This window comes from Acidilobus sp. 7A (genome assembly GCF_003431325.1).
Classification (GTDB): domain Archaea; phylum Thermoproteota; class Thermoprotei_A; order Sulfolobales; family Acidilobaceae; genus Acidilobus.
This window is the reverse complement of record NZ_CP010515.1, coordinates 1,059,936-1,082,584: the sequence shown is the minus strand read 5'-3', so window position 1 is coordinate 1,082,584 and position 22,649 is coordinate 1,059,936. Positions and strand designations below refer to the sequence as shown.

Genomic DNA, 22,649 nt, shown 5'->3' with positions numbered 1-22,649 from the left:
GGCCTGCGATTTAGAGCAGCTGCTTTACCTTAACTACGGCTGTTGACCTGTCTGGCGTCCAGGACAGCTCCACTAGAAGGCTTCCCGGACCCACGACGCCGCTGGACTTTAGCTCCTTCTCCGTCAGCTCCAGCCCCTGATCCTCGCTCTCAACAGCGCCTACTATGACGGGGCTGACCCCCCAGATCAGGGAGAGCTGCCTCGCCAGCTGCGGCGTCGGGACACCCACGTAGATCTGCGTGCTAGGCCTGAAGGCGGATATCAGCCTAGCCACGTCAAAGTCATGCGCATAGACTACAACTGAGGCGCCCACGTTCTGGGCCATCTCAACAACCCCCTTTGACACCTTGGTCTCAAGACTTAAGAGGGGCTGGTCAACCCTCCTGGGCCTGACGTTCTTGTTAGCCTCCTCGATAACTCTGCTCAGCCACGAGACGACATCGACTGGGTATCTGCCTATAGAGGTCTCAGAGGTCACGAGGAAGCCATCAACGCCCTCCTCTATGCCGGCGTAGACGTCAGATATCTCGCCCCTGGTGGGCAGGGGCCTCTCTATCATGCTCATGAAGATCTCAGTGGCGAGTATTACGGGCTTCAGCTTTCTCCTGGCGGCCTCTATTATTCTCCTCTGTATCACAGGTATGTCCTCGAGGGGGAAGTGCATGCCCAGGTCGCCCCTGGCAACTATGATGCCATCAACAACGTCAAGTATGGAGTCTATGTTGTTGACGCCGCTCGGCGTCTCTATCTTAGCCAGCAGCCTGACGTTCTTGGCCCCCGCGTCCTCGAGGGCCCTCCTTATGACCTCAACGTGCCTTGCGCTCCTGACAAAGCTAGCCATTACGTAGTCAAAGCTGTTGGCCGCTATGAACTTTATGTCATTAAGGTCCTTCTCAGTGACAGGCGGCAGGTCATACTCCTTGCCTGATATAACGACGCCCTTCCTTGGTTCAAGCCTCTGGCCGCTAATTACTCTTAGGGTCGCTGCGTCCCTCTCGACGTCCTCCACGGATAGCACGACCTTGCCATCATCTACAAGGACCCTGTCGCCCCTCTCCACTGACGTGAAGAACGCCCTGTTGTCCACAGGTATGCCGTCGCCCTGGGAGCCCGCGAACTTGAACCTAAGCTGTTGCCCTGGAGTCACGTCAATGCCCTGGAACTCCCCAAGCCTCACCCTTGGGCCCTCAAGGTCGGCTACCTTTGTTGCTGAGACCCCCAGCTCCTGTGAGGCCTTGTCGACCAGCTCTATGAAGGACGACCACTGCTTCTCATCGCCGTGGCTCATGTTTATCCTGAAGCCGTCAGCTCCAGCTGCCATCATCTTCTTCACTACCGCGTAGTCAGATGTTGAGGGACCCATGGTGATCATTATCTTGGCTAGCCTTCTCATTCGGTCTCGCCGCGTGCAGAGGCGCTGGGTGCATATTAACTCTAAGCTTTTCCAGGAGTCACAGCTGTGACCCTGATGAGACGAAGGGGGAGCCGTGGGTCTGGGTTGCCCTGAGGGGGCGGAGCCCCGTGAAATGGGCCCCATGAAAGGGGCCCTGAGGGCCGTGAGGCCAAGGCGGAGGGCCCAATAAATGATATCGAGCCCTATGAAACCTAAACACCATCTCAGGGTCTATATTATTTTGTACTCCCGCAGCCTTCTCACTATAACTTGGCCCTCGTCAAACTCGCTGGCCAGCTGGAGGACCTTGGAGGCTTCAACCTTAAGTCTGCCCCTCTTCACGCTCTCCCCTATGTTCTTCAGGGCCTCCTCGTCCTCCTTCCTGCCGGCCCTGGCCTTCAGGACGAGGTACTGCTCGACCCCTATCGCCTTCACTCTCACCCCCTCCACCTCGACCTTCCTGGCGCTCGATATGAAGTCCTCTGGCACATAGAAGTCGTAGAGGTTATCATAGAACTCTACAGGGACCTCCTCATCGCCAACTATAACTGTTATCCTCGGCGTCCCAAGCCATGTCTGGCCGTAGTCCCACGAGTTTGAATCAGCTATCGACCTGTAGGCGTCCTCCTCGTTGATCACGTTTGGGGACTCGGCGAAGAGGTCTACGTCCTCGCCCATGTCGTCAGCCCCCGTGGCTAGAGCAATCACAGCACCTCCTATGACTGTGAACTTCAGGTCGTTTGCTAGCAGTAACTTCATAGCTTCAGCGAAGGCTCTCCTGCTGACCAAATTCAAGCTCCTACAGCTTGTTGTGCCGGAGGGCTTATTAGCCTGACTAGCCTGCCTTAGGCAAGGCTTAACCTTAAGTCATTGTCCTGAGCGGCTAGCTTTTTAACCTAACCCCATGTACAGAGGTCGGTGTAGAGGTGCTAAGGAGTGGGGCATCGTAAAAAGTCAGCGCCAAGACGCGGCAGCCTAGGGTTCATGCCGAGGAAGCGCTCCTCAGAGTTCGTGCCTAGCGTGAGCACTTGGCCTGAGGTCAGCGTGCAGAAGCCGACGCTGCTGGGCTTCATAGGCTACAAGGTTGGGATGACGCACGCATTCATCATTGACAACAGGCAGGGCTCTCCAACGCTCGGCAAGGAGGTCTTCAGGCCAATAACTGTCGTCGAGGCACCCCCAGTTTACGTGCTTGCTGTGAGGGGCTACAGCTATGACGAGAACGTTGGCCTTTACACCGTTGGCGAGGCCTGGATCAGGCCCCCTCTAGAGCTTGGGCTTGAGAGGAGGATAAGCACCCTTGGCGCCTTCGACACCCAGGCAATGTTTAAGAAGCTCGAGTCCTCGCTCGACGACCTTAAGGAGGTAAGGGTCCTAGTGGCGACGCAGCCCACGCTTACTGGCGGCCTGAGCAAGAAGGCCCCCGACCTGCTTGAGGTGAAGGTCGCCTCCCCAGGCGGCAACGTTAAGGCGGCCTTCGACTATGCCTCCTCTATACTTGGGAAGACCGTGAGCGTTGGCGAGGTCTTCCAGCCCGGCCTTATGGTTGACGTCATAACTGTCACCAAGGGCAAGGGCTTCCAGGGTGACGTGAAGAGGTTCGGCGTCAAGGTTCTGCCCAGGTGGCACAAACACAGGAAGGGGGCAAGGGGCGTTGGAGCCAGGAGCCACGGCAAGGGGACATGGTGGGAGATACCCAACCCAGGACAGCTAGGGTTCCACAGGAGGACTGAGTACAACAAGAGAATACTTGACATAACTGACAACTGGGCTGCGTACACGCCGGCTGGCGGCTTCCTCCGCTACGGCATACCAAGGAGCACCATAGTAGTCCTTGAGGGCACAATACCCGGCGTCGCGAAGAGGCCCATAGTGATGAGGTACCCTGTCAGGCCGCCCAGGTGGTATATGAAGCTTGGAGTCGTCAAGCCCACGATAACGTTTGTGAGCCTCCAGAGCAAGCAGGGGGTGTGAAGACATGAAGGAGGTAGGCCTAGGCTTCCTGCTCTACATGAGCCCGCCAATAACGGTGCCCAGATACGACGTAGAGGGCAAGGAGGCAGGTGAGGTCCAGCTGCCTGACGTCTTCAGGGTGCCAATCAGGCGCGACCTAATACACAGGGTCTTCATGAGTGAGTTCACCGCGTCCCTCCAGCCGAAGAGCAGGGACCCCATGGCTGGTAAGAGGACCACCGCGGTCAGCCTCGGCATACACCACGGCCTGGCCAGGGTGCCGAGGGTCAAGGGGTCAACGAGGGCCAGGCTCGCCCCCTTCGTTAGGGGAGGAAGGAGGGCCTTCCCCCTGACGGTGAAGGAGAACATAAGGGAGGACGTTAACAGAAAAGAGAGGCTCATGGGCACCATGAGCGCGCTTGCTGCAACTGCCGTGCCTGAGATGGTCAGGGACAGGGGGCACGTGTTTGAAGCCAAGGCGACGCCTGTGGTTATAGACTCAGCCGTGCTGGAGGCCGTGAAGAGGGCCTCAGACGCCAGGGGGCTCCTGAAGAAGGTGGGGGTTTACAGCGACGTAGAGAGGGCCGCCGAGGGCACCAGGGTAAGGGCTGGAAAGGGCAAAATGCGCGGCAGGAGGTACGTGACGCCCGTTAGCGTGCTCTTCATAGTTGACGACGTAGACTCACCGTTCGCCAGGGCTGTGAGGTCGTTCCCAGGCGTTGACGTGGTGGAGCCGCAGCTAGTGAGCGTCCTGGAACTTGCGCCTGGCGGCGAGCCTGGCAGGCTCACTGTTATAACAAGCAACTCGCTGGAGGCGCTTGCACAGAGGTTCAAGGTCAGAGGTGAGCAGGCTTGAGCTCCAGGGAGATCATAATAAGGCCAGTGATGAGCGAGAAGGCTATGAAGCTAATAGAGGAGAACAACACGCTGGTCCTAATAGTCGCCAGGAGCGCTAACAAGCACGAAATAAAGAGGGCCGTCGAGGTCTCGTTTGGGGTAAAGGTAGAATCAGTTAACACCCTGATAACGCCCACAGGTGAGAAGAAGGCCTACGTGACGCTCTCTAAGGAGTACAAGGCCTCCGACGTGGCGGCGAAGCTAGGCCTCATATGAGCTTCTTTCTGCCCGCTTTTCTCCTATGGTGCTCCCACATATTTTAAATCAACGCAAATTAACCCTTCACGGCTATACACGCTAGGGTCAAGCGTGAGCGAGGAGAACTTAGGCCAAAGGCTTGCCAAGCTGGCCTCAGACATGATAAAGATAGACACCTCAAACCCCCCAGGCAACACGAGGGAGTTCGTTAACTTCCTGGTGGACTACCTTCAGCTCCAGGGCTTCACACCTGATACGGTGGAGCTAGAGGAGGGGAAGCCTAACCTATTAGTTAAGGTTGGCAGCAGCTCGCCTACGCTCATACTTAACGGACACATGGACGTGGTGCCAGCTGGGGACGAGGACAAGTGGACAGAGGCCAAGCCGTTCTCAGGAGAGATAAAGGAGGGCAGGGTGTACGGCAGGGGGGCCACGGACATGAAGGGAGGGCTTGCGGTCATAACTGCCCTGTTCTCTGACGTCGCTAAGCTCATAGAGGACAGGGGGGCCGGGAGCCTGATGCTGGTGGCCAGCGCCGACGAGGAGGTTGGAGGCGAGAAAGGGCTGGGCGGCCTGGTCAGGAGCGGGCTCGTTAAGGGCAACGCCGCTATAATAGCTGAGCCCTCGGGCGTCGACACAATTTCGATGGGCGAAAAGGGCCTCTGCCAGCTGAGGCTCGTGGTGAAGGGCAGGTCGGCCCACGGCAGCATGCCAATACTTGGCGACAACGCTATACTTAAGGCAGGGGACGCCCTGGAGATAGTCTCACAGGTTATAGGCATCTACAACTCCAAGCTGGAGCTGCCCAAGGAGCTTGAGGAGTTGCTTAACAGCTCCGTCGACGTTCTAGTTGACGAGGCTAACAAGAGGCAACTTAAGATATCGCGCGAGGAGGCCGAGTACGTGCTCAAGAGGGTTACATTCAACCCTGGAGTCATGAGGTGCGGCACGAAGGTTAACGTGGTACCGGACAGGTGCGACATAGAGGTGGACCTCAGGCTGCCGCCGGGCGTTAAGCATAACGGGAGCCACAGCGCCTGCGACGCCCTAGCTGAGATGGTTTTGGACTCTCTCGAGGTTAACCTGCACAGCCAGGACTTTGAAATTAAGGTAATAGGAAGCAGCGAGCCTAACTTCACCGACCCTAACAGCGATATAGTGAAGGTGGTGGCACAGGCCGTTGAGAAGGTCGTAGGCGCCAGGCCCAGGTACCGCATAGAGACAGGAGCCACAGATGGCCGCTACTTGAGGTACGCTGGAGTTCCGACGGTAGTTTACGGCCCAGGGGAGCCGTTCCTGGCACACTCGTACAACGAGTACGTGAAGGTGAAGGACCTGGAGATTGCTTACAGGGCCCTCTATGACGCAGTCCTTGCGTACTTTAAGGTCAGCTAGAGGCCCTCGGACTTAAGGGCTAAAGCTGATATCTAAGTTCGTAGCTATTATGCTTAACAGCATTCAGTTATTAAAAGCATAGATTATAGTTATTTACTATTACGTGGCTCTATATAAGGCTTCTGATAGTTATTCTTAGTAGAAACATTTTTAAATAGGAAGAACCACCTGGTTAAGTGCGTGAGAACATGATAGAGGTTGGATCTCCAGCGCCGGACTTCACTGCAAGGGCTTACTTCCCTGCAGAGAACAAGGTAGGCACCATAAGCCTTCATGACCTTAAGGGCAAGTGGGTCATACTAACCTTCCACCCTGGCGACTTCACGTTCGTGTGCGCCACAGACCTGGAGGCCTTCCAGGCCTACTACGACAAGTTCAAGGCCAACAACGCCGAGATCCTGGCCATTAGCACCGACAGCGTCTACTCGCACAAGGTGTGGGTTGAGACTAGCCCAAGGGTCAAGGGCGTCAAGTTCCCGCTGGTGGACGACATAAGCAAGCAGATATCGGCGACCTACGGCTTCCTTAACCCGGCCACTGGAATGACTAGGAGAGGTACAGTGATAATAAACCCCGACGGCATTGTTGAGTACATATCAGTCCACGACGATAGGCTGGGCAAGGACGTGGTGCACATCTACAACGCCTTTATGAACCTCAAGTACCTCTACGAGCACCCAGCAGGGCCGACGGAGTTTGACATAATAGCTGCTAACAAGGGAGAGGGCAGCCAGGTGCTGCACATAAGGATACCTGACAGCATAGGAAAGCTGTGAATGCACTTGCTGTAGCTTTTTTCTCGTCCATCATCTTTTTATCGGAAGATTTTTGTTACTAACCTTTAATTACCGCCTCAGCCTGTAGATCACGGGGAACTTAGTTGAGCGAGCCCAGCGACGAGGAGAAGAAGGGCCTTAGGATGTCGTTACCGCAGAAGTCCTCGCAGTCCTCGGCCCCAGCCGGGGGGCAGAGCTACAAGGAGGTAGCTGAGAGGATGAGGCAGATGCAGGAGGAGCAGAAGCTTGTAGTGCAGAGAACGAAGGAGATACCGTACAAGGTCGCCATACTGAGCAGCAAAGGAGGAGTCGGCAAGTCCTTTGTGACTGCAAACCTGGCTATGGCGCTGGCAACGATGGGGAAGGTTGTGGGGGTCCTTGACGCTGACTTCCACGGCCCCAGCATGCCTATGATGCTCGGGCTCAAGAACGTGAAGGGACTTTTGGCTAGGGAAGATGGCAGCATAATTCCAGCCGCAAACGTTTATGGTGTCAGGCTTGTTTCAGTGGGCCTCATGCTGCCAAGCGAGGACTCCCCAGTGATCTGGAGAGGTGCCCTAAAGACCAGCGCAATAAGGCAGCTGTTGGCATACACCGACTGGGAGGGGGCCCAGTACCTACTCATAGATCTGCCACCTGGAACGGGCGACGAGCAGCTTACCATAGCCCAGACCATCCCAGGGCTCACGGGCTTCCTGCTGGTGACAATACCGAGCGAGGTCTCAAAGATGATTGTTAAGAAGGCCGCGGCCTTCGCTGAGAAGCTCAACGTGCCCCTGCTTGGAATAGTTGAGAACATGAGCTACTTCAAGTGCCCTGACGGCAGCGTTCAATACATATTCGGCAAGGGGGCCGCGGAGGAGATAGCCAAGCAGTTCAACATACCGTTCCTCGGCCAGATACCCCTCGACCCGCACATAAGGGAGGCAAACGATGAGGGGGTGCCGTTCTTCCTTGAGTACCCTGACTCCGAGGCCACTAAGGCGTTCCTCGACATAGCCAGGAAGTTCGTTGAAATAGTTGAGGGCAAGGGGTCCTCAGCTCAGCGGGTCGCTGGGCCCTCCGCCTGAAGCTCCGTCTCCTTCAGCCCCTTAACAACGCCCTGGACCTCCGAGAGCAGCTCTATGAGTCTCTTTATGTGCTCCTCATGCTCTATGAGGAACCTGACGCCGCTCTCGGTCAGCCTGTACTCCTTCTTCCTGCCGGCCGACCTCTCGCTCTCCACAAGCCCCTTTCTCTCAAGGGTCCCAAGCATCACGTACACGTAGCCCGGCGGCAGCTTGCCGCCCACCTTCTTAGAGATCTCCTTGCCTATCTCGTAGCCGCACTTCGGCCTGTCGGCGAGCTCCGCCAGTATCAGGAACGTCGCAAGGCCCTTGAGGAGGCCTCCCTTCACGGCTCCACCAGCTGCGGCTTATTAGCGGAAAGTAAAAACACTTTCTACAGCTCAGCCCTTGGTCACGCCTATGGGTCTCAGCCTGGCGACGAGCTTACCTATGCCCACCTCGTGTGCCACCTGCGCCACCCTGTCAACGTCCTTGTAGGCCTCAGGCATCTCCTCAATGACGGTGGCCACGTTGCTGGCCTTCAGGTATATGCCCTTGCTCTCCATCTCCTGTACAACGTCCTTGTAGGTCTTCTCCCTCTTGGCCCCGGACCTGCTCATCCACCTCCCTGCCCCGTGCGGTGCCGTGAACCACGTCTTAACGCCAGTGTCGACGCCTGCGAGCACGTAGCTGGCGGTGCCCATGCTGCCAGGTATGAGCACAGGCTGCCCGTACTCCCTGTACGCTGCAGGTATCTCAGGGCTCCCTGGCGGGAAGGCCCTCGTGGCGCCCTTCCTGTGAACGACAACCTTCCTCCTCTTCCCGTCAATGTCGTACTCCTCTATCTTAGCTATGTTATGGGCCACGTCGTAGACAAGGTGCATTCCAAGCTTCTCGGGGTCCACCTTGAAGACCTGCTGGAAGCTCTGCCTCACCCAGTGAGTTATTATCTGCCTGTTTGTCCAGGCGTAGTTCGCCCCCGCCGCCATGGCCCTGACGTAGTCCTGGGCCTCAGGCGTGTTGTAAGGTATGCTGGCCAGCTCCCTGTCTGGCGGCACCGTGTTGTACTTTCTCATGGCCCTCTCCATTATCTGAAGGTAGTCGCTCGCCACCTGGTGCCCGAGCCCCCTGCTGCCCGTGTGTATCATCACCGTTACCTGGCCCTCAAAGAGCCCGAAGGCCTTGGCGAGCCTCTCGTCGTAGACCTTGTCAACTACCTGGACCTCAAGGAAGTGGTTGCCGCTGCCCAGGGTGCCGAGCTCGGCTGCCCCCCTCCTCCTGGCAGTGTCGCTTACCTTGCTTGAGTCCGCCAACTTCCAGCTGCCGCGCTCCTCTATTCTCTCTACGTCCTCCTCCCAGCCGTAGCCCTTCTCCACGGCCCACCTGACGCCCTCGTCGAGGACCCTGTTGAGCTCCTGAAAGCTCAGCCTAAGCTTTCCTGTGCTGCCGAGGCCGCTGGGCACGTTGTCGTATATTGCGTTCACGAGGTCCTTTATCCTCGGCCTCACGTCGTTCGCCGTGAGGTCAGTCCTTATCAGGCGGACCCCGCAGTTTATGTCGTACCCGACGCCCCCAGGGCTTATGACGCCGTTCTCCTCTATGTCCATGGCGGCCACGCCACCTATTGGGAACCCGTAGCCCTGGTGGCCGTCAGGCATGACTATGCTGTACCTCTGGACACCCTGCAGGCAGGCTACGTTGGCCGCCTGTAGGAGCGTCATGTCCTGCTGCATCTTCTGGACCAGCAGGTCGTCGGCATATATTATTGCGGGGACCCTCATGCAGCCCTTGAAGCCCCTGTCTATCAGCCACGTGTTCTTGTCAACCCTCTTAAGGGGGACCTCTGGCACCTACCACACCTACCTAGCAGGGTGAGGCAAGGCCTTTTATCTTAGCTTTAGGTTGCAATTCGCCGCGGTAACGCTAAATAAAGCCTGGCAACACAGGAAGCTGCGGAGGGGCCCGGCCTGAGGCGAACGCCGATGACTAAGGGCCCTGGTGGCCCGGGTAGCTCAGCTGGCTAGAGCGCCGGGCTGTGGACCCGGAGGTCCCGGGTTCAAATCCCGGCCCGGGCCCCTTCGGCTTAATTCTAAAGGGCGGCGTCAGGTCGGGGGTTCGAAATCTTCACTAAGGTCAAGATATGCCAGGGTCCTCATCCGCCGCCGCTAACGTAGGGGACCAGCCAGGCTTAAAACGCCTCGGGGCTTAGCTTTATCATATAATAAAGGGGCTCCTTTGACGCTCCTCTCATTTTGCTTCAGGCAGGCCTAGCTTTATGAGGCCGTCATTTCAGATTGGCGAGCTTGGTAGGTTATTAAACTCTTGATCACCGCGTTAATGGGGGAAGGCCTTGAAGGGCAACTTCACGCAAAAGGATTACCTTCTGAGCCTGCTCAGGGCTCTCTCTCCGAATCCTTTGGGCCCTCAGGCTTCGAGGACGCCTCTGCCATAGCCCTCACTAAGGAGGGCATACCGGCTGCCGTGGTCTCAGTCCCGACAAGGTACGTTCACTCGCCCTCCGAGGTTCTGAAGCTCTCAGACCTTGAGGGCGTGGCCAGGCTTCTGGTCCTGTTCACGGAGGAGTCGAGCCCAGACTGGCTGACGGGCCTCTCCGCGTCGAAGATTAAGTAAACGCAGTCCTTAGCCTACCGGTTGGGCATCAACATCAAAAACTGTTCAGTCTCAGAGGGTTAGAGCTCAAAGCCTGGCCACAGCCTCCTTGCTACCTCCTCGTCGAGCTCAACTCCGAGGCCCGGTTCGTCGCCGAGGACTATGGCGCCCCTGCCTACGTCTATGACCCTCTTCTTACTCTTGACTAGGTCGTTCCAGAAGGGCAGGTCGTGGCCGTGGAACTCAAGGGCCCCGAAGGTGTTGCCCACGGAGGCCGCGTGGGCGGCAGCCACGGTTGCTATTGGGGAGCCTATGTTATGGGGTGAGACCTCTATGTCGTAGAGGGATGCCAGCTCCTCTATCCTCCTCAGCTCCGTTATGCCCCCAGCCTTGGCTGGGTCGGGGGCCCAGACCATGATGCCAGTCCCTATGAGGTCCTTGAACTGGTACGAGGTGTAAAGGTTCTCTCCGACCTCTATTGGAACAGGGCACTGGGAGGTAATCAGCCTCAGCTCGTCAAAGTTAGTGAGCGTGGTGACAGCAGGCGTCGGGTCCTCGACCCACCTGGGCCTCACTGGCTCAAGGGCCCTGCAGAGCGCTACGCCTGTGCTCACGTCGTAGCGCCAGTGCAGGTCAAACATTATGTCAACGTCATAGCCCACCGCCTCCCTAACAGCTGATGCCAGGGAGGCCAGGTACTGTACCTCCGCCTGACTGAGCCTGCCGCTCCTGAGCCTGAGGGGGTCAGAGTAGGGCGTTGGGACGTCGAGGTCGAACTTTATGGCCCTCCAGCCCTCGGCCTTGAGCTCCTTAGCCCTCGAGGCGTAGCCCTCGGGGCTGTAGTCGGGGTTCCACTGCTCAGCCGTCAGCCTGCCGTGGACCGGCGTCGGCTCCTTTATCCTCTCCCTCTCCACGTTGGCCTGGGCTGCCCAGGAGGGCTCGACTGGCATGAGGGTGGAGTCCATGGCCTCCAGCCCCTTGCCCCCGTGGGCGTCAACGTAGACCGGCACCTCCGTCCTGTCACCGCCCAGGAGGGCGTAGACGGGCACGTTGAGGTACTTGCCTATGAGGTCGTAAAGGGCCATGTCTATGGCTGATATTATGTGGTACGCCGAGGTCCCAGCGTACAGCGTGGCCCACCTGAGCTTCTGGAGGACCCTGTTAACCTTGAGCGCGTCCTCCCCGACTATCACCTTGCCCAGCGCCTCAGCTATCGCCGAGGCGCCCGGCGTCGGCCCCGCCTCGCCGGTGCCGTAGAGGTCGCCTGCGTAGACCCTCACAAAGGTCCACTGGAAGTTCGCCTGAACGGTAAACGAGGAAACCTTGGTTATCCTGAGCTCCCTCAAAGGAGGTCCCACCTTTTTGACGCAGATGCTAGTATATACGCCTAGGCGCTTAGACGGGCTATGTCTCCGAAGCTTAAGCTTCTGGTCAACTGGACATATTTTAGTGGGAATAAGAGTGGAAAGGGTATGGGCTAAGCTGTTCGGCGGCCTGCCGGAGCTGGAGCCTGAGACAAGGCCAGTCTTCTCACTCCTTGATGAGGCCTGGGCCAGCAGGGAGGGGGTCTGCGCTGCTATACAGCTTGAGAGCGGCGCCTGCTACACCTGGGGAGGCCTAAGGCTAGCATCAGCCAAGGTGGCCGGCCTCCTGAGGTCACTCGGCGTCAAGCCAGGCAGCCAGGTGCTCTTCGCCTCCCAGAACAGGGTTGAGGCCCTAGCTGCCCTCATAGGCATCTGGAGGGCGGGTGCCATAGCGACCCTTGTGGACCCCCTGACCATATCGGAGGACCTATACTACCAGCTTGAGGGCAGGGGCGTAGAGGTTGGGGTCGTCTCGCAGCAGTTCTACGAGAGGGAGCACTCGACCATGGCTAAGGCGGGCTTAAAGGAAGTCCTAGTGGTCGACGGCCAGCCCAGGGAGGGCGAAGTTAAGGTACACACTATGGGCGAGGCGATGAGGGAGAACGAGGTTTATGGTGACGACGTCGAGGGGACCTCGAGGTCCGTCATAATGTACTACGCAGGTATAGCAGGGCGCACCATGCAGGTCTACCACACTCACGCGGCCCTCTCGACCACAGTCAAGGCCCTTGGAGTCTCAATGAAGCTTGACTTCAGGCCCGTGTCGCTGGTGGTGGCCCCAATGACGCACGTCCTGGGGCTCCAGGTCAGCACGCTGACGCCCCTCTACCTCGGGGGCGCCGTAGTTATGATGCAGAGGTGGGACGAGGTCACGGCGCTCAAGGCAATCAAGGCCTACGGAATCAGCTACATAGCAGGGGCGCCTACCATGCACGACTCCCTTGTGGAGGCGGCTAGGAGGCTCGGCGCCCCTCCCGGCGTCAGGCTCGGCCTGTCAGGGGGAGCCCCTCTCAGGCCTGAGACTCAGGACGGCTTCCACAGCGTCTTTGGGGCCCCGCTAGTTCAGTTCTACGGCATGACTGAGTCCTGGGTGTTGACCTACCAGCCCACCTCGGTCTGGGAAGTCAAGGGCACTGTGGGGGCGCCCATAGCGGGCGTCGACGTTAAGGTGGTCAACCCCGACAATCCCAGTGAGGAGCGGGGGCAGGGCGAGGTGGGCGAGCTCCTCGCTAAGGCGCCGTGGCTCATGGAGGCCTACGAGGACCCCGAGGACACTAAGAGGGCCTTCTTTGACGGCTGGCTCAGGACGGGGGACCTGATGTCATTTGACGAGAGGGGACTGTTCTACTTCAGGGGGGTCAGGAAGAGGATGATTAAGTACAAGGCCTACCCCATATTCCCGAGGGACCTGGAGGAGGTGCTCAGGAGGCACCCCGCCGTTGAGCAGGCTTACGTCTACGGCGAGAAGGACCCCTCGGTAGGAGAGAGGCCTGTGGCAAAGGTGGTACTGAGGCCCGGCTCAAGCGTCACCGAGAAGGAGTTGCTTGACTTCGTTAACAGCAGGGTGGCGTTCTACAAGAAGCTGCACAGAGTCTACATAGTGGATAAAATTGAAGCTTAGAGCCGTTTGTCCCTACGCCCTCACCTCTATCATCTGCTTATTCTTGATCGAGCGCAGGACCTCTGCCTCGCCCACAGGGCCCTTGGGATCCCTGTGGGCTCATGTGCGGCCGCCAGGACCAGCGGCGTGGGGCCCCCATCTACGGCAGCCCGTCCCCTCGCCCCTGGGGCATTGCCCCATCAGGCGAGGGGTCATTCACTTAGCCTGTTGCGGACGTAATACTGTAAAGGGTTTTCTATTAACGTGAAAAAGGGTTCAGCCCCTTGCCCTCCTCCCCTTCTCAGGCTGTCCGGCCTGGCCCAGGCCGCCGCCGAAGTACTTGTCTAGCGTGACCTGCCCCTCCCTCTTTGCGGCCTGCTTCTTTTCAGCCTCCTCGGCCTCACGCCTTGGAGCCTCTGCAGCTGCCCTCTCGGCCTCCTTAGCCAGCTGGCGTCTAACGCCCTCAGCAGCCTTTATGATATCGCTGGCCCTCGCCCCAGCCAGGTAACGGACCTCGCCCTCGGTCAGGTTGTAGCCAACCACGAGGCCTCCCGCCATGTTGACGTCGCCCTGCCTGAAGATTATGAATAGGTACGGCAGCACGTCCTCCTTGAAGGTGGAAGTCGACACGTGAAGCCTTGAGGAAACCTTCTCAGCTATCGAGTCTCTCAGGGCCCTGATGTCCCTGAGCTTGGCCATGAGCGTGATCTTTGAGGGATACTGGTACCTGCTCCTCTGGGGCGACTGCTCCACCTGCCTTGCCATGGCGACCCCTGGGCCCATCAGGTCGAACATGTAGGACAGGAAGTCCCAGCTCCCTGACTTGGCCCTTGCCAGGAAGAGGCTGGCCCTTGAGAGGGCGTCCCAGGCCCTGAAGGCGTCCTCAGGCTCGGCGTACTTATTTGGTATGTTGTCGTTGAGCCAGGCCATTAGGGTCTCGTAGTCCTCCTCTGAGTTTGAGACGGCCTTCTTGGCCATCCAGCCTGCCTTGGCGTAGAACACGTCGTTTAGGGTCCTCCACAGGTCGAGGCTCTTGTCCCTGCCCCTTACAAGCGCCCTCGCCAGGTCCATGGTCACCCTGCCGTAGCCCTCGGCAACCGCCTCAAGGTCGTTCACGCACGCCCTCACGTCCCCCATGTTCTTCTCAGCTATGTACCTCAGGGCCTCGCGGTCGCACTCTACGTGCTCAGCGTCGCATATGCGCTGCAGCAGGGAGACGACGTTGCCTGTTGACAAGTTCTTGAACTCTATCATGAGCACGAACTCCCTCAGGGGCCTCAGCTGGTCCTTCCAGGGGTCGTTTGCGGTGAGCACCACGGGGTTCATAGTGTTGGGTATGATCCTCAGCAGCTCCTCGAGCCCGCCAGCGTCGCCCTTAGCGCTTATTCCGTCGACCTCATCCATGAGTATCAGCATGAGCCTGCCCGTCAGGGACCTCCTGTAGGCCGCCACGCCCACGGTCTTCCTTATGTCCTCTGCCCTCCTGTAGTCGCTGGCGTTGAGCTCCAGCACCTCAAGCTTGTAGTCATGTGCCACGGCCTCAACGAGGCTCGTCTTGCCAACCCCAGGGGGGCCGTAGAGGAGGGCCGCCCTCTTCTCAGGGAGCCTCCCCCTGAGCCAGGCCTCTATCCATGTCAGGAACTGGCTCTTAGCCTCCTCCTGGTCAACTACCTCATCAACACTCTTCGGCCTGTACTTTATGATCCAGGGGGTCCGCTGGAGGCTCAAGCCGTGGACGCCCCCAGGCGCTTGCTCATCATCGCCAGCCACGCCAGGAAGGCGCTGAGCTGGATATCATCATCGCTGCCCTCAACTATCCTGTAGTGGACCTCGCCGAGGTAGTCGGCTATCATGACCCTCAGCTCCTCAGGTATGTTTATGTCGTTGCTAAAGAGCTCGCGGTGTATCTGCCTCACCACGTCCTCGCCGCTGAGGCCGTACTCTATCATGACCTTCCTGAGGAGCTCCCTCGCCCCAGTGAAGTTACCCTTAAGGGCGGTCTCCACCATCTCCTTTATATCCTTGGGCCTCGCCATGCCGACGACCTTGTAGACTGAGTCGACGTCCACCTTGCCGAGGGACGCCGCGGTCTGCAGTATGTTTATGGCCTTCCTCATGTCGCCCTCAGAGATGTCATAGATGGCCTCAAGGGCGTCCTCAACATATTTAACCTTCTCGTTGTCAGCTATGTACTTAAGCCTGCTGACCACATCCTCCTTGTTTAGCGGGGTGAACCTGAAGAAGGCGCACCTGCTCTGTATAGGGTCTATTATCTTTGAGGGGTAGTTGGCTGCAAGTATGAACCTCGTGTTGGCGCTGTAGAGCTCCATGAGCCTCCTCAGGGCCTGCTGGGCGTCGGCAGTCATGTTGTCGGCCTCATCCAGCAGCACTATCTTGAACGGTATGTCTGGGGGCGTCCTGCTCCTGGCGAACTCCTTCACCTTCTCCCTTATCGTGTCTATGCCCCTCTCGTCGCTGGCGTTGAGCTCCAGCATGAACTGCGTGTAGCCCTCGCCGTAGAGGTCATGGGCTAATGCGTGGGCGGCAGTGGTCTTTCCAGTCCCTGGAGGGCCAGCGAAGAGCAAGTGAGGCATGTTCTTCTCTGCCACAAACTTCTGAAGGCGCTCCACTATGTCTTTCTGATTGACAATGTCCTTGAGGCTCCTGGGCCTGTACTTCTCAGTCCAGAGGAGCTCCTCAATTACTGAGCTCACGTTAACGCCCTTGTAAGTTCTCTAGGGGCGCAGGGTAAAAAGGTGGCTTGCCGCTTGGAGGGCCTCACCTAGGCTGGCTTTCGCCTGAGGCACCCTCCACTATCAGGGTTAGCCCCTCAACTCTGACAACTCTGACCTGCTCGCCAGCCTTTATGTTCCCGGAGGCTGCCCTGGCCTTCCACACTATGCCCTGGACCTTCACCTCGCCCGCCGGGCTTAGGTCTGTCAAGGCAACCCCCACGTCGCCTATCAGGCTCTCAGGGCCAGCCATGGGCTTCCTCCTCTTCATGGGCGCCGCTATCCACCTTATGTAAAGGCCTAGGACAGCGCCCACAACAGCTATGGAGACGTCAGCCAGCACGTACTTAGGCGCCGTCGGGGCACTCGTCGTAATATAAGGTATGTTAAGCGCTAGGAGGTAAACGCCCAGGGCTGCCACTGCCGCCCCAGCAATCATGGCGAAGCCGTGCCCCATCTTCACCTCGAGCAGCATGATAGCGGCCCCGATAAGTATCAGGGTGATGCCTATGATGGACGCCCCAACTACCTCGGCCCCGACCAGGCCCAGCACTATTGCAACCACGCCGACCGCTGAGAGCGCGAGGGTCGGGTGGTAGAGGTCTATGAGTATGAGGAAGAAGCCCAGCGTCATGAGTATACCGTCAACCGTGGGGTTGGTGAGGACGCTGAGGAACTGCTCGTAGAGGTTCTCTGAGACCCACACCTGGGTGTAGTTGGCTATGCCCCAGTCCTCCATAGCCTGCTGCAGGCTGTTAGCGACGCCATTTATAATGTGATACTGCAGGGCCTGCTGTGCTGTGAAGGCCTTGTCAGACACAACCATTATCTCTACTGCCGTCGCGTTTCTGCCCCACCTGCTGGCAAGTCCCTCCATGAAGGCTATCATGGCGTCCTCCGTGTGGTTCTGTTCGAGCGGCGTGCCCCCGACGACTATGGGCGTCGAGGGCCCTATGAAGGTCCCATTGGCCATGATTATACTGTTGGTGGCCATGGCTATGTAGCTACCCGCCGAGGCCGCCATGCCGTCAGGGGGCACGTAGGTGTATACTGGTATGCCGTCAGCCTGGGCCTGCTCGATGTAGTTCACGATATTCAACATGTCGCTTAGGTAGCCCCCAGGGGTGTTCATAACTATGACTATGGCCTTGGCGTGGGTTAGCTCTGCTGTGGTCACGGCCCTCTGCACCATAGTTGAGGACCCGAGGTCTACAGTCACGTCAAAGTTGACCATGACGACCTGCCCGCTCGACTGGCCGGAGGAGGCGTGGGTCAGGGGCGCGGCTGCTATAAAGGCTGCAAGCGTCACTAACAGCAGGCCTAGCAAGAGTTTTAGCTTCAACAGTGCCACCACCTATTGTGGGAGATCCGAAAGCTAAAAGCGAGGCTGTGACAGGGATTGGCGAGGGTTGGCTTCTTCTCAAGGCTGAGGTGGGGCGTGGGGAGCATCACGCTAGTTATAGCCCTGGCGGCTGTGTCGGCGTACCTGCTCGTCGCCGGCGCCCTAAATAATGACGTCATAGAGCTGTTCTCTGGCGCTGTACTTGCCATAGTGGATGTCATCATTATTGCAGTTAAGGCTCTGGAGAACGTGACCCCCATGAGACCCCCCTCAGAGACGCTGGTTGGCAAGAGGGGCAGGGTAGTAATCGCCATAAGGCCGCCCAGGTCAGGTGTAGTCAGAGTCGGCAACGAGCTGTGGTCAGCGGTGAGCAACGTTGAGATAGGCGAGGGGGCAGAGGTGCTCATAGTGGGCAGGGAGGGCCTCTACGTGAGGGTCGTTCCAGCTGCTGACAGTGCCAACACTGGTGCTTAAATACATGGCAATGCCCGGCTGCCTAGGCGACATATGCATGGCCTTCCCTCCGATAGTTATGCCTGAGGGAAGCTATGAGTTCAACAGGAAATCAGGCGGCCGCTTAAGACGCACGCCGTGAAGGTCAGCCCTGAGGGCCTTCCTGAGGCCAGCACATGACAAGCCCTAAAGGCCTTAGCTGAGTTTTTAATATGAGGCCCCCAGCACCTAAGGGGAAGCAGAATGATAAGCATGAGCCTTGACGTCAAGGACCTGCAGCCCTCTAAGCTGGAGGGCGTCAAAATAGCTAGGGCTGAGGGAGACGGCAAGACGGTGGTGTTCGACGTTATAGAGAATCTCTACACAGTGAACGTCGGCGACAGACTTGAGCTCATCATAGACGAGGCGAAGCCAAGCGACCTGGACTCGTACGACTTCTGCGGCCACGGCTACCTCGTGGTTGACGAGGGGGCCGGCTACAGCCTGCTCTCGCTCTGGGGGATACTCTACAAGTTCACGCCTCCCCTTGGCCTCAAGCCTGAGACCAAGTACTACCTGTGCGTGAGGAAGGCCAAGAGTTAGGATATGAGCTTCCAGAGCCCGTCGCCAGGGTAGTGGACGTTCTCAATGACCTTGCCTTTAGCCTTCTCCTTCGCCATGGAGTCTATGGTGTTGCTGTCCTTAAGCGCCCTCCCCACGCACACGGGGACGTTGCTCTGCTCATCCACTATAGCGACGATCGCGCCCTCCTTGAAGCTCCCCGAGACCCTCCTTATGCCTGGGGCCATGAGGTCAGCCCCCCTTCCCAGGGCCTGCGTGGCACCCCTGTCAACCACTACGTAGGGTAGCCATGAGAAGCCCCTCTTCAGAAGGCACTGGAGCGTTGGTATCAGGGCTCCGTTAACCCTCGCCAGGCATGGCATGCCTGAGTCGAAGTAAACAGTGTACTCCTCTGCCTTGGCCTCCTCGACGTCCTCCCAGTTCATGGGAGGGTTGCCCAGGCTTGACGAGACCTCCTGCATGAGCTCCCTGACGGCCTTCTTGGAGAGCTTATACCTCGTTGAAAACTTGCCTGGCACCTGGTCCCCCGGCTGACCTAACTCAGCTGCCTTTAAAGCTGAGCTCACGTGCTGCTCATAAAGTCCTCGCAGACCCGTTGCTCCTCATCCCTTCCAGGTCAGCCAGTGAGCGCCTGTCATCGGACCAAGGCCTTTTACTCCTAGGCGCGGCTAAAAGTCTGCAAGGTAGCTTGACAGCGGAGCGGCTGTTTTGCTGCGATCGCTTCGTGTGCATGTTTCTATAAAAGAGCTCAGCAGCGAAGGGTGACAAGGGAATAAGCTTGAGCCAAGGCGCTCCTAGGGGTCGCCCAGCGCTCTTCCTAATAGTAATAGCCATTTTCCTCGTGCTTCTGAGCGGCGTAGTGACCATAGCTTACGCCGCCACTCTGCTCTCGGCCTCGTCTAACCCGAACTCCAACCTGACCAGGGCCCTCTATAATATGTCCCACGAGGAGGGGTACAACTATACCATACCGCAGGTGCAGGCAAAGATAAGGCAGGCTTCAGAGGTCATAATAGGCATAGGTGCCTTCATGGCAATCCTCGGTGTGCTCACGTGGCTCTACGTGTACAGGCCTGACGTCAGAGGCCAGTACTACAGGGCCTCCATGAGCTCCCTAATGCTTGGCATACTCTATATACTTGCGGGCTTTAATGGCAACCTCTACACGGTGCTCCTCTGCCTGGTAGGTGGAGCCATACTCATATATGCCTGGTACGTCCTAAGGAGGCACGCGAGGCTCGCCGAGGCCGAGGCGGCGGCCCAGCAGCCACCGGCAGGAACGTAACAGTTTTTAGCAACCCTTATAGGACCTTTAGGCCCCGTTGCTCTAAGGCGAGCCATGTTGCTTGAGGCGCCAGCCGTCAAGGTCTTTGATGAGCCCAGGGCCAAGTGCGTCAAGTGCGGCGCGCCCGCCAGGATAAGGCTTAACTACGCAAACGCCTGGCTCTGCGACGCCCACTTTAAGGAGTACCTGAAGGAGAGGGTCAAGGGGAACCTGCTCAAGTACAACATGGTAAAGGACGGCGACACCCTGCTCCTGGCGGTCTCAGGCGGCAAGGACAGCGTAGCCCTTATGAGCCTCCTTGATGAGATAGCCCCAGAGCTTAAGGTAAACGTCGTAGCTGTTCACATAGTGCTCGGCATGGGCGAGTTCTCCGATAGGTCACTTGAGGCCTTTAAGGCCGCCTGCTCAAGGGCCCGCAACATAAGGTGTGTCACAATAGACCTCAAGGAGGTACTCGGAATGTACATGCCTGAGGTAATAAGGCGCAGCCGCAGGCCTGCGTGCAGTGTCTGCGGCCTAGTGAAGAGGTACCTGCTCAACGCTCTGGCAGCGTCAATGGGGGCCTCGGCCATAGCGACTGGGCATCACATGAACGACCTCATGACCTACGCCGTCAAGAACTTCCTCCAGCAGAGGCTTGACAACATAACTAAGCTGGGGCCCGTGAGCGAGTCCGAGGGCTCAGCAGTCAAGAGGGTCAGGCCGCTCTACGACATATACGAGGACGAGACCAGGGCCTTCGTCAAGGTCTACGGCGTCAACCACGTTGACATTGAGTGCCCGTTTAAGACGAGGTCAACTGTTGAGGAGGCAATAAAGGAGTCCCTCAACAGGATAGAGGCCGAGAGCCCCAGCATGCTCATCTCAAGCGCCAGGGCGCTCGCCAAGGGCTTGTCCTCATACCCGAGGCCCGCGTCGCCACCCAACAGGTGCCGCTACTGCGGCATGCCAGCCAGCGGCGACGAGTGCGGCTTCTGCAGACTGACGGAGAGGCTGACCGGCTCGCCGATGGGGCCGGACGTCGTGCGGAAGGTAGAAAGCATTGCAAAGAGTATAACTGCCTAGCCTATTATCCTTGAGAGCCTCGTGATGAGCCTTGCCCCCTTCGCGGTAACCAGCACCATGTCCTCAACCCTGACGCCGTGGACCCCAGGTATGTAGAAGCCGGCTCGACTGTGACAACCATGTTCTTCTCAAGCACATCTGTTGACGCGGGGCCCAGGTAGGGCGTCTCGTGGACCTCAACGCCGACGCCGTGTCCGAGGCCGTGATTGTAGAACTTGTCAAGACCCTCCTTAGCAAGGACCCTGCGCGAAGCTAGGTCAGGGCTCCTGGCCTCAACGCCAGGGGCTATCTGGTCCACGGCCTCGGCCTGGGCCTCAGCGACAAGCTCTATTAGCCTTTTGAACTCCGCCCCTCCCTCGCCGTGCCACATGGTCCTGGTGGTGTCGCTCGCATATCCGTACATGCTGGCCCCAAAGTCGAGCAGCACTGGCCCAGGCCTCTGAAGCCTCACGGGGGTCGGGTTGTGGTGGGGCAGCGCGGTGTGGTCGTAGAAGGCCACTATTATGGGGAACGACTCGCCCCAGGCGCCCTGCCTCATGAGGGACGAGTAGAAGGCGCCCGCGACCTCCGCCTCGGACGGGTTTGAGTCGAGGAGCTCTATGGCCTCCCTGAAGGCCCTCTCGGCGGCTTCTATAGAGTCAAGTATAGCCTGGACCTCCCAGTCATCCTTTATTGACCTGACCTTAGCTATTGAGCCGCTGACGTCCTTGGCCTGAAGCGACTGGGCCATGGTGAAGGAGCTGTAGTCCGCCCACTGGAGGTCAGCGCCCACTGACTTGGCGTTGCAGCCCCCCAGGACCTGCTTCAGGGCGTCCGCGAGGCCACCGCTCACCAGGTCGCTCTGGGGCACCATGGCCATTCCAACAGCCGCCTCGCCAGACCTCCTGTAGAAGGCCCTGACGGTCACGTCCTTAGGGGCCATCGAGGAGACCCTGTTGTAGTCAAGGACCGAGGTGAGTATAGCGTCGCCGCAGTCCCTGGTCATCAGCATGGCGCCTGTTGGCTCCCTTATGCCTGTGGCGTAGGTTATGTTGGGCGCCCCGAGCAGCAGGAGGGCGTCTATTGACTCCTTTTCAAGCAGGTCCCTCAGCTTTCTCCTGTTTAGGTCCCACCTTGTCTCCAACACGCGCACCGAGTAGCCTGGGCAGGCACAACAAATTAAGCGCTGACGCTTAAGGGACACCAACTCTTAGTCGTCATAAAATGCCGACTGGGGCCCTCGACGCTGACCCTGCTTAGGTTGTAAAGGCAATAGCGTCAAGCCTTGAGCATAGCCACAGCTCAGCTTCGTTAAGGCGGTTTAATAATTAGCGCGCATGCGTGATGCTTATTCTGAGATCACGCGGTTTGAAGGTTATTGCTCAAACTATCCTTACCCTGTTGACCTTCTTGTTCTGCCAGGAGTACCTCCTTATCCTCTTGCTCCTTCCGTAGCCGCAGGCGGCGCAGTAGCCCTTGGCTACGTTGAAGGCCCTCCTCCCGCACCTCCTGCAGACTATGTGAGTTTGACCTCTTCCCATCTTGCCGAAGGACGCTGTGCCCTTCACCATCTCATCTCACCACTCACTTCACCGGGCTTATGGCTACTATGCTGTCGCCCCTGACAAGCACTGTGCCGAGGCTGCGCGATCCCTTCTCTGTGAGCTCCTCGGCGTTCTCCAACACCAGGTTCAGGTGCTGGTCGAAGCTCTTCAATATACCCTTGACGCCCTCTCCTCCCTTAAGCTTGACGTACACGCTGGCGTTCAGGTACTCGTTCATGACCTTAAACGTGTTCGTCCTCTCCGGCTGGCTTGCCATTTACTTTAGCACCCGCATAGGGGACCTGGCTAGAGAGTTAAAAGCGTGCGTGGGCCCCCTCAAGAACCCTTATTTTAACGCTCCCTGGGGCTAAAGGTGGCGGGGGCCCGTAGCCCAGCCAGGATCAGGGCGCCAGCCTGCGGAGCTGGAGGTCCCGGGTTCAAGTCCCGGCGGGCCCG

At 58.3% G+C, this 22,649-nt stretch carries 24 protein-coding genes and 2 tRNA genes; 14 read left to right on the top strand and 12 right to left on the bottom strand.

Features of this window, described 5'->3' with window-relative positions; genetic code table 11:
* Nucleotides 1-10: 10 nt before the first annotated feature.
* Nucleotides 11-1,393: a pyruvate kinase gene (gene pyk / locus SE86_RS05445; protein WP_117354609.1), complete on the bottom strand. Its 1,383-nt coding sequence runs from the start codon at nucleotides 1,391-1,393 to the stop codon at nucleotides 11-13.
* A gap of 231 nt (nucleotides 1,394-1,624) precedes the next feature.
* Nucleotides 1,625-2,182, bottom strand: a complete 558-nt coding sequence (locus SE86_RS05440) for a nucleotidyltransferase (RefSeq protein WP_117354608.1) — start codon at nucleotides 2,180-2,182, stop codon at nucleotides 1,625-1,627.
* 147 nt (nucleotides 2,183-2,329) lie between these two features.
* Here SE86_RS05440 and SE86_RS05435 point away from each other — a divergent pair, with 147 nt between their 5' ends.
* The 6 genes from SE86_RS05435 to SE86_RS05410 all read left to right on the top strand — a co-directional run bounded on the left by SE86_RS05435 (nucleotide 2,330) and on the right by SE86_RS05410 (nucleotide 7,682).
* Nucleotides 2,330-3,367, top strand: coding sequence for a 50S ribosomal protein L3 (locus tag SE86_RS05435; protein WP_117354607.1), 1,038 nt, complete (start codon nucleotides 2,330-2,332; stop codon nucleotides 3,365-3,367).
* Between the two features lie 4 nt (nucleotides 3,368-3,371).
* Nucleotides 3,372-4,202 (top strand): 50S ribosomal protein L4, encoded by an 831-nt coding sequence (gene rpl4p / locus SE86_RS05430; RefSeq protein WP_117354606.1) that lies wholly within the window; start codon nucleotides 3,372-3,374, stop codon nucleotides 4,200-4,202.
* The gene (locus tag SE86_RS05425) at nucleotides 4,199-4,459 is read left to right on the top strand and encodes a 50S ribosomal protein L23 (RefSeq protein ID WP_117354605.1); all 261 of its coding nucleotides are present in this window, start codon (nucleotides 4,199-4,201) and stop codon (nucleotides 4,457-4,459) included. The genes rpl4p and SE86_RS05425 overlap by 4 nt, the downstream gene beginning before the upstream one ends.
* Nucleotides 4,460-4,552: 93 nt before the next feature.
* A complete protein-coding gene (locus SE86_RS05420; protein ID WP_211096513.1) occupies nucleotides 4,553-5,836 on the top strand; it encodes a M20 family metallopeptidase in 1,284 nt (427 codons plus the stop codon).
* A gap of 188 nt (nucleotides 5,837-6,024) precedes the next feature.
* Nucleotides 6,025-6,612 (top strand): peroxiredoxin, encoded by a 588-nt coding sequence (locus SE86_RS05415; protein WP_117354604.1) that lies wholly within the window; start codon nucleotides 6,025-6,027, stop codon nucleotides 6,610-6,612.
* A gap of 104 nt (nucleotides 6,613-6,716) precedes the next feature.
* Nucleotides 6,717-7,682 (top strand): Mrp/NBP35 family ATP-binding protein, encoded by a 966-nt coding sequence (locus tag SE86_RS05410; protein ID WP_117354603.1) that lies wholly within the window; start codon nucleotides 6,717-6,719, stop codon nucleotides 7,680-7,682.
* On the opposite strand, the gene SE86_RS05405 is transcribed toward SE86_RS05410, so the two are convergent.
* Both SE86_RS05405 and SE86_RS05400 read right to left on the bottom strand, forming a co-directional pair.
* On the bottom strand, nucleotides 7,655-8,008 hold the full coding sequence (locus tag SE86_RS05405; RefSeq protein WP_117354602.1) for a PadR family transcriptional regulator: 354 nt from the start codon (nucleotides 8,006-8,008) through the stop codon (nucleotides 7,655-7,657). The genes SE86_RS05410 and SE86_RS05405 overlap by 28 nt on opposite strands.
* 51 nt (nucleotides 8,009-8,059) lie before the next feature.
* Nucleotides 8,060-9,439, bottom strand: a complete 1,380-nt coding sequence (locus SE86_RS05400) for an RtcB family protein (protein ID WP_117355146.1) — start codon at nucleotides 9,437-9,439, stop codon at nucleotides 8,060-8,062.
* 220 nt (nucleotides 9,440-9,659) lie between these two features.
* On the opposite strand from SE86_RS05400, the gene SE86_RS05395 reads away from it, so the two are divergent.
* A tRNA-His gene (locus SE86_RS05395) sits at nucleotides 9,660-9,733 on the top strand.
* 247 nt (nucleotides 9,734-9,980) lie between these two features.
* Nucleotides 9,981-10,289, top strand: coding sequence for a hypothetical protein (locus SE86_RS05390; RefSeq protein WP_211096512.1), 309 nt, complete (start codon nucleotides 9,981-9,983; stop codon nucleotides 10,287-10,289).
* A gap of 59 nt (nucleotides 10,290-10,348) precedes the next feature.
* Here the strand turns inward: SE86_RS05390 and SE86_RS05385 are convergent, their stop codons facing one another.
* A complete protein-coding gene (locus SE86_RS05385) occupies nucleotides 10,349-11,614 on the bottom strand; it encodes a mandelate racemase/muconate lactonizing enzyme family protein (RefSeq protein ID WP_117354600.1) in 1,266 nt (421 codons plus the stop codon).
* 115 nt (nucleotides 11,615-11,729) lie between these two features.
* On the opposite strand from SE86_RS05385, the gene SE86_RS05380 reads away from it, so the two are divergent.
* Nucleotides 11,730-13,253: a class I adenylate-forming enzyme family protein gene (locus tag SE86_RS05380; protein ID WP_117355145.1), complete on the top strand. Its 1,524-nt coding sequence runs from the start codon at nucleotides 11,730-11,732 to the stop codon at nucleotides 13,251-13,253.
* A gap of 255 nt (nucleotides 13,254-13,508) precedes the next feature.
* On the opposite strand, the gene SE86_RS05375 is transcribed toward SE86_RS05380, so the two are convergent.
* The 3 genes from SE86_RS05375 to SE86_RS05365 all read right to left on the bottom strand — a co-directional run bounded on the left by SE86_RS05375 (nucleotide 13,509) and on the right by SE86_RS05365 (nucleotide 17,306).
* On the bottom strand, nucleotides 13,509-14,960 hold the full coding sequence (locus tag SE86_RS05375; protein ID WP_117354599.1) for a replication factor C large subunit: 1,452 nt from the start codon (nucleotides 14,958-14,960) through the stop codon (nucleotides 13,509-13,511).
* On the bottom strand, nucleotides 14,957-15,946 hold the full coding sequence (locus SE86_RS05370; RefSeq protein ID WP_117354598.1) for a replication factor C small subunit: 990 nt from the start codon (nucleotides 15,944-15,946) through the stop codon (nucleotides 14,957-14,959). Before SE86_RS05370 ends, SE86_RS05375 begins: the two co-directional genes overlap by 4 nt.
* 64 nt (nucleotides 15,947-16,010) lie before the next feature.
* Nucleotides 16,011-17,306 (bottom strand): nodulation protein NfeD, encoded by a 1,296-nt coding sequence (locus SE86_RS05365; protein WP_117354597.1) that lies wholly within the window; start codon nucleotides 17,304-17,306, stop codon nucleotides 16,011-16,013.
* A 57-nt stretch (nucleotides 17,307-17,363) separates the two neighbouring features.
* Between SE86_RS05365 and SE86_RS05360 the strand changes: the two genes are divergently transcribed.
* Complete coding sequence (locus SE86_RS05360; protein WP_117354596.1) at nucleotides 17,364-17,780, top strand: NfeD family protein; 417 nt, start codon at nucleotides 17,364-17,366, stop codon at nucleotides 17,778-17,780.
* A 222-nt stretch (nucleotides 17,781-18,002) separates the two neighbouring features.
* A complete protein-coding gene (locus SE86_RS05355) occupies nucleotides 18,003-18,341 on the top strand; it encodes a DNA-directed RNA polymerase subunit G (protein WP_023428469.1) in 339 nt (112 codons plus the stop codon).
* Here the strand turns inward: SE86_RS05355 and SE86_RS05350 are convergent.
* On the bottom strand, nucleotides 18,338-18,838 hold the full coding sequence (locus SE86_RS05350; protein ID WP_211096511.1) for a DUF1947 domain-containing protein: 501 nt from the start codon (nucleotides 18,836-18,838) through the stop codon (nucleotides 18,338-18,340). The two genes, SE86_RS05355 and SE86_RS05350, sit on opposite strands and share 4 nt — an antisense overlap.
* A 260-nt stretch (nucleotides 18,839-19,098) precedes the next feature.
* Between SE86_RS05350 and SE86_RS05345 the strand changes: the two genes are divergently transcribed.
* Together SE86_RS05345 and SE86_RS05340 are read left to right on the top strand one after the other, a co-directional pair.
* On the top strand, nucleotides 19,099-19,605 hold the full coding sequence (locus SE86_RS05345; RefSeq protein WP_117354594.1) for a hypothetical protein: 507 nt from the start codon (nucleotides 19,099-19,101) through the stop codon (nucleotides 19,603-19,605).
* Between the two features lie 57 nt (nucleotides 19,606-19,662).
* On the top strand, nucleotides 19,663-20,670 hold the full coding sequence (locus tag SE86_RS05340; RefSeq protein ID WP_158543137.1) for an ATP-binding protein: 1,008 nt from the start codon (nucleotides 19,663-19,665) through the stop codon (nucleotides 20,668-20,670).
* Nucleotides 20,671-20,674: 4 nt separating this feature from the next.
* On the opposite strand, the gene SE86_RS05335 is transcribed toward SE86_RS05340, so the two are convergent.
* The 3 genes from SE86_RS05335 to SE86_RS05325 all read right to left on the bottom strand — a co-directional run bounded on the left by SE86_RS05335 (nucleotide 20,675) and on the right by SE86_RS05325 (nucleotide 22,470).
* Nucleotides 20,675-21,793 carry a Xaa-Pro peptidase family protein gene (locus tag SE86_RS05335; RefSeq protein WP_211096510.1) on the bottom strand — a complete coding sequence of 373 codons (1,119 nt, stop codon included), beginning with the start codon at nucleotides 21,791-21,793 and terminating at the stop codon, nucleotides 20,675-20,677.
* Nucleotides 21,794-22,031: 238 nt separating this feature from the next.
* Nucleotides 22,032-22,220, bottom strand: a complete 189-nt coding sequence (locus tag SE86_RS05330; RefSeq protein WP_117354592.1) for a 50S ribosomal protein L37e — start codon at nucleotides 22,218-22,220, stop codon at nucleotides 22,032-22,034.
* Between the two features lie 13 nt (nucleotides 22,221-22,233).
* Entirely contained in the window at nucleotides 22,234-22,470 is a 237-nt protein-coding gene (locus SE86_RS05325; RefSeq protein WP_117354591.1) for an LSm family protein, read from the bottom strand.
* A gap of 103 nt (nucleotides 22,471-22,573) precedes the next feature.
* Here SE86_RS05325 and SE86_RS05320 point away from each other — a divergent pair.
* Nucleotides 22,574-22,649, top strand: a tRNA-Arg gene (locus SE86_RS05320).